General features: G+C 69.6%; 8 protein-coding genes, 1 tRNA gene and 1 pseudogene. 3 read left to right on the top strand and 7 right to left on the bottom strand.

The annotated features are described in order from the left end of the window. Positions 1-40: 40 nt before the first annotated feature. The 3 genes from ACN6LB_RS31330 (at position 41) to ACN6LB_RS31320 (ending at position 5416) form a co-directional block, all read left to right on the top strand. Complete coding sequence (locus tag ACN6LB_RS31330; protein WP_445028792.1) at positions 41-217, top strand: hypothetical protein; 177 nt, start codon at positions 41-43, stop codon at positions 215-217. A 226-nt stretch (positions 218-443) separates the two neighbouring features. Beyond that, positions 444-4553 (top strand): nSTAND1 domain-containing NTPase, encoded by a 4110-nt coding sequence (locus ACN6LB_RS31325; RefSeq protein WP_445028791.1) that lies wholly within the window; start codon positions 444-446, stop codon positions 4551-4553. A 278-nt stretch (positions 4554-4831) separates the two neighbouring features. Further along, a complete protein-coding gene (locus ACN6LB_RS31320; protein ID WP_445028790.1) occupies positions 4832-5416 on the top strand; it encodes a hypothetical protein in 585 nt (194 codons plus the stop codon). 76 nt (positions 5417-5492) lie between these two features. Here the strand turns inward: ACN6LB_RS31320 and ACN6LB_RS31315 are convergent. The 7 genes and pseudogenes from ACN6LB_RS31315 to ACN6LB_RS31285 all read right to left on the bottom strand — a co-directional run. Continuing rightward, a tRNA-Ile gene (locus ACN6LB_RS31315) sits at positions 5493-5569 on the bottom strand. A gap of 101 nt (positions 5570-5670) precedes the next feature. Next, complete coding sequence (locus ACN6LB_RS31310) at positions 5671-6417, bottom strand: DUF3566 domain-containing protein (protein WP_445028789.1); 747 nt, start codon at positions 6415-6417, stop codon at positions 5671-5673. An 18-nt stretch (positions 6418-6435) separates the two neighbouring features. After that, the gene (gyrA, locus tag ACN6LB_RS31305; RefSeq protein ID WP_356134160.1) at positions 6436-9030 is read right to left on the bottom strand and encodes a DNA gyrase subunit A; all 2595 of its coding nucleotides are present in this window, start codon (positions 9028-9030) and stop codon (positions 6436-6438) included. Between the two features lie 42 nt (positions 9031-9072). Beyond that, positions 9073-11142, bottom strand: coding sequence for a DNA topoisomerase (ATP-hydrolyzing) subunit B (gyrB, locus tag ACN6LB_RS31300; RefSeq protein ID WP_356134158.1), 2070 nt, complete (start codon positions 11140-11142; stop codon positions 9073-9075). 454 nt (positions 11143-11596) lie between these two features. After that, positions 11597-12175 (bottom strand): DUF721 domain-containing protein, encoded by a 579-nt coding sequence (locus ACN6LB_RS31295; protein ID WP_445028788.1) that lies wholly within the window; start codon positions 12173-12175, stop codon positions 11597-11599. Next, positions 12172-13293, bottom strand: a complete 1122-nt coding sequence (recF, locus tag ACN6LB_RS31290) for a DNA replication/repair protein RecF (protein WP_356134153.1) — start codon at positions 13291-13293, stop codon at positions 12172-12174. Before recF ends, ACN6LB_RS31295 begins: the two co-directional genes overlap by 4 nt. A 51-nt stretch (positions 13294-13344) precedes the next feature. Continuing rightward, a pseudogene (locus ACN6LB_RS31285) lies at positions 13345-13615 on the bottom strand (6-phosphogluconate dehydrogenase); the annotation flags it as partial.

The raw sequence follows: 13615 nt of genomic DNA, 5'->3' as shown, positions 1-13615 counted from the left end.
AAACACAACACCGCGCCGTTCGGTACCGGTCCCTCCCCTCGTGGGGACCGGTACCGAGCGACGCGGCGGCGTCGATCCGTGCCGTATCGGCGTCTCGGCGCGGATCAAGAAAAGGGCGGACTCGGGGTCGGGCGACAGCGGTCCGGGCGGAAAGCGGCTCTACGGAGCTCTCGGGCTCCTGGGCTCACGCGTCGAGGGCGTGGCGACCCTCTCGTGACTTCGGCGGAAGATGACCGAGAACATGCGGCGTCATAAGTGGTCTCTCCGAGCACTGAGCTGGTGGCCAGGCTGGGCGAGGCCCAGGCGATGCGCTGCTGGGTCGTGATCCTGCCAGTTGCGGACCCCGCCGAGGAGGCTTCGATATCCGGCCAAGGCCTTAGTCGCAGGTCAGCCATATAAAGTGGGTTTTCCGGTCCGGATGTCCAGCGCGGAGGAAGTAAGGGGTGGAGACCTTGAGTTCCGCCTCAGGGGCACGCACGGCCTTCGCGGAACGTCTCGCGCTGCTGTACAGAGAGGCCGGCAACCCTCCCCTCAAGACCGTCGCCGAGGCCGTCGTCCGGCTGCAGCGGGTCGACGAACGCGGACGGCCCGTGCGGGTGTCCGCCCAGCGGATCAGCGACTGGCGCCGGGCCAAGAACGTCCCCGCCCAGTTCGCCGCCCTCGCCGCGGTACTGCACACCCTGATCCCCGAGGCTCGGCGGCAGCGGCCCGCGCCCGTGTCCACGGGACTGTACGACCTGGCCCAGTGGCAGCGCCTGTGGGAGCGCGCGGTGGCGGACCCGGTCGGCGACCGCCCCGCATCCGGATCGGGGTCCGGGACAGGGCCCGGGTCGGTGGACGGAGAGGAGCGGGCCTCAGGCGAAGCCGCGACCGTCCCCGGCGGTGTGTGCCCCTACCGAGGACTGGCTCCCTACCGGCAGCAGGACGTCCGGTGGTTCTTCGGCCGGGAACGGAGCACGGACGCCCTCGTCGCGCAGCTTCGCGCCGCGGAGAAGTCGGGCGGCCTGGTCATGCTGGTGGGCGCGTCGGGCGCGGGAAAGTCCTCCCTGCTCAACGCCGGCCTCGTACCCACCCTGCAGAAGGGCGCGCTCGGCGAGGACAGCGGCCAGGCGGCTGACGTCCTCCAACTCGTGCCGGGCGCCGACCCTCTCGCGGAGCTGACCCGCCGTATCCCGGAACTCGCACCCCTCGTATCCGCGGTGCGGGAACAGGCGGCGCGGGAACCGGCGGCGGCAGAGCGGGAACGGCCGGCCGCGCCGGCGGAGCGGGAACCCGTGGCCACGGACCCCGGGACTCCGCAGTTCGCGCAGGCGGTACGGGAGGCCATCGCGGCGTGGGCGGTACGCGGCGGGACCTCCGCCGCCCCTCCGGTCGTCATCGTGGACCAGTTCGAGGAGGCGTTCACCCTCTGCTCCGACGAGGCGGACCGGCGCGCCTTCGTCCGGATCCTGCACGCCGCGTGCTCGTCCCCCGGCCCCGGCGAGCCGGCCCCCGTGCTCGTCGTCCTCGGCATCCGCGCCGACTTCTACGAGCAGTGCCTCGGCCATCCCGAACTGGCCGACGCGCTCCAGCACCGGCACATGGTGCTCGGGCCGCTGACCACCACGGAGCTGCGCGAGGCGGTGACGGGCCCGGCGAAGGCCGTGGGCCTGGAGCTGGAACCGGGACTGGCGGAGCTGATCATCAGGGAGGTGAGCACGGACGGCCCGCGCGGGGCGCACGACGCGGGCGTGCTGCCCCTTCTCTCGCACGCCCTGCTCGCCACCTGGCAGCGGCGCAAGTCGGGACGGCTGACACTGGCCGGCTACCGCGCGGCGGGCGGCATCCAGGGCGCAGTGGCGGCGACGGCCGAGCGGGCCTGGTCCGGCCTCGACCCGGCGGCACGTACGGCCGCTCGGCTGCTCCTGCTCAGGCTGGTCCGGCTGGGCGAGGACACCCAGGCCACCCGCAGACGAGGGACCCGACGCCAACTGGCGGAGGAGTCCACGGACCCCGGCAAGACGGAGGAGTCCCTCGAAGCGCTGGTCCACGCCCGCCTGGTGACGCTCGACGCGGAGACCGTCGAGATCACCCACGAGGCGCTGCTGCACGCCTGGCCACGGCTGCGCGAGTGGATCGACGAGGATCGCGGCGACCACCTTCTGCGCCAGCGGCTGGAGGAGGACGGCAGGTCCTGGGAGGGCGCGGAACGCGACACGTCGCTGCTCTACCGCGGCTCCCGCCTGGAGCAGGCCCGTACCTGGGCGAAGTCCGCCGGGGACACCTTCCTGACCCGCAGCGCGGTGGAGTTCCTGGCCGCTTCGGTCAGACTGCGCAGGCGTACGGTCCTGATCCGCCGTGGCGCGGTGTCGGCCCTGGTCGTCCTCGCGCTGATCGCCGTCGGTTCGGCGGTGGTCGCGTGGCAGCAGCGGGACGACGCCGTGTTCGCGCAGGTGCTCGCCGAGGCGGACCGCGTCCAGTACACGGACCCGTCGCTGTCCGCTCAGCTCGACCTGGTCGCCCATCGCCTGCGGTCGGACGACGAGGGCACGAACAACCGTCTGATCTCGATCGTCAACGCACCGCTGGCCACACCGCTCCTCGGCCACACCGGCGCCGTCTACCTCACCTCGTTCAGCCCGAACGGCCGGATCCTGGCCACCGCCAGCTCCGACCGCACCATCCGCCTGTGGAACGTGACGGACCCGACCCGGCCAAAGCCCCTGGGCAAACCCCTCACCGGGCACAGCAGCTGGGTGAGCAGCGCGGTCTTCAGCCCGGACGGACACACCCTCGCCAGCGCCTCGGACGACGGCACGATCCGGCTGTGGAACGTACGGGACCCCGGCCACCCGCACCCGCTCGGCGCTCCCCTGACCGGCCACGCCGGCACGATCTACCTGCTCGCCTTCAGCCCGGACGGACACACGCTGGCCTCCGCCGGCGAGGACCGCACCGTTCGCCTGTGGAACATGGCCGACCCGACCCGGCCGAAGCCCCTGGGCAAGCCCCTCACCGGGCACAGCGCCGCCGTACGCTCCGTGGCGTTCAGCCCCGACGGCAGGACGCTGGCGGCCGGCGGTGACGACAACACGATCCGGCTGTGGAACATGACCGATCCGCGCCGTCCGGTGCGCATCGGCACGCCGCTCACCGGTCACACGGGCACCGTGCACTCCGTGGCGTTCAGCCCCGACGGCAGGACGCTCGCCAGCGGCAGCGTGGACGACACCGTCCGGCTCTGGGACGTGGCCGACCCACGCCACGCGAAGCCGATCGGCACCCCGCTGACCGGCCACACCGGCCCCATCTGGTCGGTCGCCTTCAGCCCGGACGGAGACATGCTCGCCGCCGCCAGCGCGGACAGCACGGCGAGCCTGTGGAACATCAGCGATCCGGCGTACCCCTCGCAGGTCGGCGAGCCGCTCGCGGGAAGCAGCGGCGAGATGTACGCCCTGGGCTTCAGCCCCGACGGCCGGACCCTCGCCACCGGCAGCGGTGACAACAAGGTCCGCCTGTGGTCGATACCCACCTCCGACATGATCGGCCGCAGCGGCGCGTTCCGCCCGGACGGTCAGGTGCTCGCCACGGCCGCGCGCGACGGCCGGATCCGGCTGTGGGACGTGCGGACACCCGACCGGCCCGTGTCCCTGGGCCGGCCCTTCATGCCCGGGGACGGCGGCGACCGTTCGCTGGCGTTCTCCCCCGACGGCCGCACCCTCGCGGTGCTCACCGGGAACCGTGCGGTGTACCTGTGGAAGGTCGCCGACCCGACCCGGCCGGTCTCCGCCGGGCCACGCATTGCCCTGCGGACCCGGTTCATGGGACCCGAGGCGCTGGCCTACAGCCCGGACGGACGCACCCTGGCAACCGCCTACGACGACCGCACCATCCAACTGTGGGACGTCAGCTCCCCGTCCCGCGTCGCCCCGCTCGGCGCGCCGCTCACCGGCCACAAGGGCTTCATCGACTCCCTGGTCTTCAGCCCGGACGGTCACACGCTGGCCAGCGGCAGCGCGGACGCCACCATCCGGCTGTGGAACGTGGCGGACCCGCGCCACGCGACCCTGCTCGGCACGCCTCTCAAGGGGCATTCCGGGCCCATCAACACCCTCGCCTTCAGCCCGGACGGCCGTACGCTGGCCAGTGGCAGCGACGACGACACGGTACGGCTCTGGGACATCACCGACCCGGTCAGGGCGACCGGGCTGGGCTCGCCCCTCACCGGCCACACCGAGGCCGTCGTCTCACTGACCTTCCGTCAGGACGGCCACACCCTGGCGAGCGGCGGCAACGACAACACGGTCCGGCTCTGGAATGTCAGCTACCCGTCCAAGGCCTCGCCCATCGGTCAGTCGATGAGCCCCAACGCCAAGACCGGCAACTTCCTCTCCTTCAGCCCCAACAGCCACATGCTCGGCGTATCGAGCGGCGCCGACACCGTCCGGCTGTGGAACCTCGACTCCGACGAGGCGATCCGGCGTATCTGCTCGGTCACCCGAGGCGTTCTGACACCGGAGAAGTGGCATGAGTACCTTCCGCGGCTCTCGTACGATCCGCCGTGCGGTCGGTAAGGCCGTTCCCCGTTCTCCGTCCCCCTCCCCGTTTGAATCCCTTGCACTTCTTGCACTTCTTTCAGACAGCGCTTACGTGATCCCGCTCACAACGCCCCATCACGGCTGATCAGTCCACTCCCGCCGCCCAAACAGCCTTGTTACTGTTGGCCGCAGCCCGATCGCTGGTGCATCCCCCGTCGCCAGCGATCGGGCCTTCGCATGTCTCTGGCCTGTTGCGCGACAACGTGCCACCCTGCCGTCGTTCTGACGGAGGTTTGGGCGGACAGGGGTTCTTGATGAGCGAACCGGACCACGAACAGCGTGCGGCGACCGCCGCGGCCCTCAGGGCGATCCATGCCACCCGCGCCGGGAGCGCCGCGGCGAGGGCAGCCGTCCTCAGCCGCTACGTCGAGCGGCACGCCACCGGCGCGGAGCACGCCTCCGGCGCTGAGGCGGCGGAAGGCGGGGCCGAGGCCGCAGCCGAGGCCGTCTGGAAGGCCGCGCACGCGGCCCGTGTCGCCGCACAGGCTCTCGCGGTGCTCTCCGAGGGCCCGCCAGATCCCGCGGCGGACTCCCGGTGCGCGAGAAACGCCGCCGCCTCAGCCGCGCAGGCCTCCAGGATGGCCCGGCTCGTCGACGGCGACACCGAACTCTCCGAAGCCGCCTTCAAAGCCTCGCTCAGGGCCTCCCGGACGGCCGCCACCGCGGCTGCGGCCCAGCACCTGGGCACGGACCAGGAGTTGAACACCGAGGCGGACACGGCGGAGGCAGCAGCCGTCACAGCGGCCGAGCAGGCCGGCTGGGTCCGCCCGGGAGAGCCCGTCCCCACCGTGTCGACGGGCGTGCGAAGCCCCGAGCTGATGTCGATGATGCACTTCTGAGAGCGCCCGGTGTGAAGCCGATGTCAGCCGTAAATGCCGAAGACCCCCGGTCCGAATGGACCGGGGGTCTTCGTGCTGGTGGGGCTAACAGGATTTGAACCTGTGGCCTCATCCTTATCAGGGATGCGCTCTAACCAACTGAGCTATAGCCCCGCCGCGCTCTGCGGTGTGTGTCCCGCGCGCTGACCTCTGAAGATTAGCGCACGACGTGGCCAGTCCCAAAATCGATAGGCGCGGGACGTTTGGGAGGGCGCTTACTCGTCCTCGGCGAGCGTGAGCTCGACGCCGCCGACGAAGCCGGCGGAGAGGTTGTAGATGAACGCGCCGAGCGTGGCGAGAGCGGTGGCGAGGACGACGTCGATCACCGCGATGATCGACGTGAACATCAGGACGTGCGGCAGCGAGAGGAAGGACTGGAGGTCGAATCCGTTGGATTCGTTCGAGCCCGTCGCCTCGGAGATCGTGCCGCCGACCGTCGAGAAGACGCCCATCGCGTCCATGACCATCCACAGCACCGCGGCTGCCACGATCGTGCAGATGCCGAGCGCGATGGAGAGCAGGAAGCTGACCTTCATCACCGACCACGGGTCGGCCTTGGCCACGCGCAGCCGGGCCTTGCGGGTACGGGGCGTGGTGCGCGCGCCGGTGCGGGGGCGGCGTACCGCGCCCGTCATCGGCTGCTGAGCCTGGTACGCCTGCGGCGGGTGGTACGGCTGCTGCGCCTGTTGCGGCTGCCGTTCCCCCGGCAGCGGCGAACCCGGGGCAGGTGCGCCCGGCGCGGGTGAGCCGGGCAACGGCGCGCCAGGCGCCGGCGGCGTCCCCGGAGGGGCCTGCCCGCCCGCGTACTGCTGCGTCTGCGGGCCTCGGGTGTCCGTCACAGTTCCCCCCTGGGATCCATGAGAGTCATGGGAGTCGGTCTTCTCCGTGGCGGAGCCACGGCCGCCGTCCGTTTCCGTACCGGTGGATGTACCGGTCGCTCCGGCGCCCGTGGCTCCGCTCACGATGACTCACTCCTCGTGCTACTCGGCCGAGGGCGCCTCACCCTCGTCCGTACCGTCGGTCGTGACGACCTCGGCCAACTCGTCCACGGCGTCCTCGCCGTCGACCTCCTCGGCCTCACGTCCCGCCTCGGCGTTACGTGCGATGCCGACTACGGCATCGCGCTTGCCCAGGTTGATCAGTTGGACGCCCATGGTGTCACGGCCTGTCTCCCTGACCTCGTTGACTCGCGTACGAATCACACCGCCCGACAGCGTGATGGCGAGGATCTCGTCGGTCTCCTCGACCACCAGCGCGCCGACGAGTGACCCGCGGTCCTCGACGATCTTGGCGGCCTTGATTCCGAGGCCACCGCGACCCTGGACGCGGTACTCGTCGACGTTGGTCCGCTTCGCGTACCCACCGTCCGTAGCAGTGAACACGAACGTACCGGGTCGAACAACATTCATCGAGAGCAGCTCGTCTCCCTCACGGAAACTCATGCCCTTGACGCCCGAGGTCGCACGGCCCATCGGTCGCAAAGCGTCATCCGTGGCAGTGAACCTGATCGATTGTGCCTTCTTGCTGATCAGAAGCAGATCGTCTTCTGCCGAGACCAGCTCAGCTCCGATCATTTCGTCATCGGAACCGTCCTCCGTCTCACGGAGGTTGATCGCGATGACGCCGCCCGCGCGCGGGGAGTCGTAATCCTTGAGCGGTGTCTTCTTCACGAGGCCGCCCTTGGTGGCCAGCACCAGGTAGGGCGCCGCTTCGTAGTCGCGGATCGCGAGGATCTCGGCGATCGCCTCGTCCGGCTGGAAGGCCAGCAGGTTGGCGACGTGCTGGCCGCGCGCGTCACGCCCCGCGTCGGGCAGCTCGTACGCCTTCGCGCGGTAGACGCGGCCCTTGTTGGTGAAGAACAGCAGCCAGTGGTGCGTCGTCGACACGAAGAAGTGGTCGACGATGTCGTCCTGCTTCAGCTTCGTGCCGCGCACGCCCTTGCCGCCGCGCTTCTGCGAGCGGTAGTCCTCGGTCTTGGTCCGCTTGATGTAGCCGCCGCGCGTGATGGTGACGACGATGTCCTCTTCGGCGATCAGGTCCTCCATGGACATGTCGCCGTCGAAGGGAACCAGCTTGGAGCGGCGGTCGTCGCCGAACTTCTCGACGATCGCGGCGAGTTCCTCGCTGATGATCTCGCGCTGGCGCACCGGCGAGGCGAGGATCGCGTTGTACTCGCGGATCTTGGCCTGGAGCTCGTCGTGCTCCTGGATGATCTTCTGGCGCTCCAGGGCCGCGAGTCGGCGAAGCTGCATCTCAAGGATGGCGTTCGCCTGGATCTCGTCGATCTCCAGGAGGCTCATCAGGCCCTCGCGCGCGATCTCGACGGTGTCGCTGCGCCGGATCAGCGCGATGACCTCGTCGATGGCGTCCAGGGCCTTCAGCAGGCCGCGCAGGATGTGCGCCCGCTCCTCGGCCTTGCGCAGCCGGAACTTCGTACGGCGGACGATGACCTCGATCTGGTGCGCCACCCAGTGCCGGATGAACGCGTCCAGGGAGAGGGTGCGCGGCACGCCGTCGACGAGCGCCAGCATGTTGGCGCCGAAGTTCGTCTGCAGGTCGGTGTGCTTGTAGAGGTTGTTCAGTACGACCTTGGCGACCGCGTCCCGCTTCAGGACGATGACCAGGCGCTGGCCCGTACGGGACGACGTCTCGTCGCGGACGTCCGCGATTCCGCCGATCTTGCCGTCCTTCACGAGGTCGGCGATCTTCTGCGCGAGGTTGTCCGGGTTGACCTGGTACGGCAGTTCCGTGACCACCAGGCACTGGCGGTTCTGGATCTCCTCGACCTCGACGACCGCGCGCATCGTGATGGAGCCACGGCCCGTGCGGTACGCCTCCTCGATGCCCTTGCGGCCCACCACGAGGGCGCCGCTCGGGAAGTCGGGGCCCTTGATGCGCTCGATCAGCGCGTCCAGGAGCTCCTCGTGCGAGGCCTCGGGGTTCTCCAGGTACCACTGGGCACCGGCCGCCACCTCACGCAGGTTGTGCGGCGGGATGTTGGTGGCCATGCCGACCGCGATGCCCGCCGAGCCGTTGATCAGCAGGTTCGGGAAGCGGGCCGGCAGGACGGTCGGCTCCTGGGAGCGGCCGTCGTAGTTGTCCGTGAAGTCGACGGTCTCCTCGTCGATGTCGCGGACCATCTCCATGGACTGCGGCATCAACTTGCACTCGGTGTACCGCATGGCGGCGGCCGGGTCGTTGCCCGGGGAACCGAAGTTGCCGTTGGAGTCCACCAGCGGCATCCGCATCGACCACGGCTGCGCGAGGCGGACCAGCGCGTCGTAGATCGAGGAGTCGCCGTGCGGGTGGTAGTTGCCCATGACGTCGCCGACGACACGGGCGCACTTGTAGAAGCCCTTCTCGGGCCGGTAGCCGCCGTCGTACATGGCGTACAGGACGCGGCGGTGGACGGGCTTGAGACCGTCCCGTACGTCGGGCAGCGCGCGCGACACGATGACGGACATCGCGTAGTCGAGGTAGGAGCGCTGCATCTCCGTCTCGAGCCCGACGGGCTCGACGCGCAGAGTGATCTCGCCGCCTTCTTCAGGCGTGACAGGTGTGTTCTCGTCGGCCATTGCTGGTGAAGATCCTTTCTGGTGCGGTCAGCTGAGACCGACTCAGATGTCGAGGAAGCGGACGTCCTTGGCATTGCGCTGGATGAACGCGCGGCGCGCCTCGACGTCCTCGCCCATGAGGACCGAGAAGAGGTCGTCGGCCTGGGCGGCGTCGTCGAGGGTGACCTGGCCGAGGACGCGGTGCTCCTGGTCCATGGTCGTGATGCGCAGCTCCTCGGCGTTCATCTCGCCGAGACCCTTGAAGCGCTGGACCGAGTCGTCGCGGATGCGCTTGCCGGCCTGCTTGCCCAGCTCGATCAAGGCGTCGCGCTCACGGTCCGAGTACGCGTACTCGAAGTCCTCACGGCCCCACTTGATCTTGTAGAGCGGGGGACGGGACAGGAACACGTGTCCGGCCTCGACCAGCGGCCGCATGAAGCGGAACAGGAAGGTCAGCAGCAGGGTGTTGATGTGCTGGCCGTCGACGTCGGCGTCCGCCATCAGGATGATCTTGTGATAGCGGAGCTTCTCGATGTCGAAGTCCTCGTGGACTCCGGTGCCGAAGGCGGAGATCAGCGCCTGGATCTCCTGGTTCTGCAGGATCTTGTCGATCCTGGCCTTCTCGACGTTGAGGATCTTTCCCCGGATCGGGAGGATCGCCTGGTACTGCGGGTTTCGGCCGGACTTGGCCGAGCCGCCGGCGGAGTCACCCTCGACGATGAAGATCTCGCACTTGGTGGGATCGTTCGACTGGCAGTCGGAGAGCTTGCCCGGCAGGGACGCCGACTCCAGGAGGCCCTTGCGGCGGGTGAGGTCGCGGGCCTTGCGGGCCGCCACGCGCGCGGTGGCCGCCTGGATGGACTTGCGGATGATGTCCGAAGCCTCGTTGGGGTTGCGGTCCAGCCAGTCGTTGAGGTGTTCGTAGACGGCCTTCTGCACGAAGGTCTTCGCCTCCGTGTTGCCCAGCTTGGTCTTCGTCTGGCCCTCGAACTGCGGCTCGCTGAGCTTGATCGAGATGATCGCCGTCAGACCCTCGCGGATGTCGTCACCCGTGAGGTTGTCGTCCTTCTCGCGCAGCAGCTTCTTGTCGCGCGCGTACTTGTTGATCAGCGAGGTCAGCGCGGCACGGAAGCCCTCTTCGTGCGTACCGCCCTCGTGGGTGTGGATGATGTTGGCGAAGGAGTACACGCCCTCGCTGTAACCGCTGTTCCACTGCATCGCGACTTCGAGGGAGAGCTTTCGCTCCTTGTCCTCGGCCTCAAGGTCGATCACGGTGGGGTGGACGACCTCTCCCTTGCGGGAGTTGAGGTGCCGCACATAGTCGAGGATGCCGCCGTCGTAGCGGTATGTGACGGACCTGACCTCGTCCTTCTCGTCGGCGCCCGCCTCGTCCGCCCCGACGGTCGCCTTCGCCACCTCGCGCTCATCAGTGAGTTTGATCGTCAAACCCTTGTTGAGGAACGCCATCTCCTGGAAGCGCCGCGACAGCGTCTCGAAGGAGTACTCGGTGGTCTCGAAGATGTCGCCGTCCGCCCAGAACGTGACCGTGGTGCCGGTCTCGTCGGTGGCCTCGTTGCGCGCCAGGGGAGCGGTGGGGACGCCCAGCTTGTAGTCCTGGGTCCAGCGGTAGCCGTCCGTCCTGACTTCGACCGACACCTTGGACGACAGCGCGTTCACGACGGAGACGCCCACGCCGTGCAGACCGCCGGAGACCGCGTAGCCGCCGCCGCCGAACTTGCCGCCCGCGTGCAGCACGGTCAGCACGACCTCGACGGCCGGCTTCCCCTCGGAGGGGACGATGCCCACCGGAATGCCACGGCCGTTGTCCACGACGCGCACGCCACCGTCGGGAAGGATCGTGACGTCGATCGTGTCGGCGTGCCCGGCCAGCGCCTCGTCGACGGAGTTGTCGACGACTTCCTGCACCAGGTGGTGCAGGCCACGCTCACCGGTCGAGCCGATGTACATGCCGGGTCGCTTGCGGACCGCGTCCAGACCCTCGAGGACTGTGATGGCGCTGGCGTCGTACGCCGTGGCTGAGCCCTCGGCCGTACCGGCCGGGGCCTCGGTGGACGGGATGTTCTCGTTGGGGTTGCCGGAATCGGCCACGAAGCGCCCTTTCTGGCACAGCACAAGCCAAGCTCCATGCGGATGGCCGGAGCGGCTGCGGCGTGTTGCGTTGGTAAGCCTTGGTCAGCGGTGCACACCATTTTCCCGACGGTCCCCACTAGCGGGGCGGGATTAGCTTCCAGTCTACCGGTAGCGCCGACAGTGATGGGGGTTTGCCGGTACCTGAGTCCGCATGTGCCGCCCCAAAACCGTCTCGCCCGACTCCCCATATGCGGACCCGGGCTCAAAGAGGCTCACAGCGGCACTCAGCGCTTCCGGGTGTCAACCCTTGGCTACTGCGGAGTCAGGTCGGTGTTCGCAAACGCGTCGGGTCGGCCGCGGGCATGGGCCACGGCCGGCCCCCAGGACGCGGCGGGTGTCGATCACGACAGGTCACGTCGCTGCGCCGACCGCCGGAAGCGGGCGCTCCGGCCCACCCGTGACGTACCGCCCGGCTCCCCCTGAAAGCGGGGCCGGCTCACCCGTAGGTGTCGCCCGGGCCCGTGCTCCCAGGGGCGCGCAGAGGGCCGAAACGGCGCGCGGGGCCGGCCGGGCCCTGGACCTTGAGCAACCGCACCGTGCCGTGCCCGAGGTCCTCGTTCAGCCGCGCGACCAGCTGCGGAGCGAGCAGACGCAGGTTCGTCGCCCACGCCGTCGAGTCGCAGCGCACGGTCAGGACGCGCTCGTCCTCGTCGTACCGCTCAGGCTCGCAGTGCTTGGCCAGGTCCTCGCCGACGATCTGCGGCCAGCGGCCCATCACCCCGCCCACCGCCGCGGGGGTCTCCCAACCGCGTTCGTTGATGAGGCGGTTGATCGCCGAGCCCAGCGCCATCGGGTCGCGTCCGTCGGCGCGCGCGCCGGAGCGCAGGCCACCGCGACGCGCCTGCTTCTTCTGCTGCGCCGCGTCGCCACGCGCGCGTGCCTGTTCCTTCGCGGCACGCAGGGCCACGCGCGCGAGGTCGACGCCGGACGGCTCGGGCACCTTCTCCGCAGGCTTCGCGGCCTTCCCGGACGCTGCCGCCCCGGACGCGGAATCGGGGGATGTGTTCTCCGTCATACGCGCTCCACCGCCCCCTCGGAGACGACATACCGGGTCCCGGTGAGTACGTGCGGTACGTCGTCGTCGACCGCGGCCGTCACCAGCACCTGCTCCCCGGGCGCGACAAGCTCCGCGAGGCGCTCCCTGCGGCGTGTGTCCAGCTCGGCGAACACGTCGTCCAGAACCAGCACCGGCTCGTTGCCCTCGGCTCGCAGAAGGTCGTACGACGCCAGGCGCAGCGCCAGGGCGTAGGACCAGGACTCGCCGTGGGACGCGTACCCCTTGGCGGGCAGCTGACCGAGTTTGAGAACCAAATCGTCCCGATGGGGTCCTACGAGGGTGACGCCACGCTCGATCTCCTGCTTGCGGGCCTCGGCGATCGCGGCCATCAGCTGCTCGTAGAGGTCCTCGCGCGTATGCGCCTCGCCCGGCGCGGACGGCTTGTAGTCCAGGGCGATCGGGCCGCCGCCGGGTGCCAGCTGCTCGTACGCCTTGTCGGCCAGCGGCTGGATCGTGGCGATCAGGTCGAGGCGCTGGGCGAGCAGTTCGGCGCCCACGCGCGCGAGGTGCTGGTCCCAGACGTCGAGGGTGGACAGGTCCATGGTGCGGCCGCCGTGCCGACGGGCCAGCGCGGCCGACTTGAGGAGGGTGTTGCGCTGCTTGAGGACCCGGTCGTAGTCGGAGCGGACGCCCGCCATGCGCGGGGAGCGGGCGGTGATCAACTCGTCGAGGAAGCGGCGCCGCTCGCCGGGGTCGCCCTTGACCAGGGCGAGGTCCTCGGGCGCGAAGAGGACGGTGCGGACGATACCGAGCACATCACGGGGTCTGACCTGCGAGGACCTGTTGATGCGGGCACGGTTCGCCTTGCCGGGGTTCAGCTCCAGCTCGACGAGCTGCGTGCGCTCGCCCTGCTTGACCTGGGCCCGGATGATCGCTCTGTCGGCGCCCATCCGGACCAGGGGTGCGTCGGAGGAGACGCGGTGGCTGCCGAGGCTGGCGAGATAGCCGACGGCCTCGACGAGGTTCGTCTTGCCCTGTCCGTTGGGCCCCACGAACGCGGTGACGCCCGGGTCGAGCGGAACCTCGACCCGGGCGTACGAGCGGAAGTCGGCCAGCGACAGATGCGTGACGTGCATGGTCGTTCGCCGACCTCCCCCAGGTTGTGGACCGCCGGGCGGTCCTGTGGATTACTTCTTCTCGACGGCGTGGCCGCCGAACTGGTTGCGCAGTGCCGCGATCATCTTCATCTGCGGCGAGTCGTCCTGGCGGGAGGCGAACCGGGCGAACAGGGACGCGGTGATCGCGGGCAGCGGCACGGCGTTGTCGATGGCCGCCTCCACGGTCCAGCGGCCCTCGCCCGAGTCCTCGGCGAAGCCGCGCAGCTTGTCGAGGTGCTCGTCGTCGTCCAGGGCGTTGACCGCGAGGTCGAGCAGCCAGGAACGGATGACGGTGCCCTCC

The sequence above is a fragment of the Streptomyces sp. SAS_270 genome (assembly GCF_052543295.1).
Note: the sequence above shows the minus strand (reverse complement) of the source record. Positions and strands in the feature narration are given on the sequence as shown.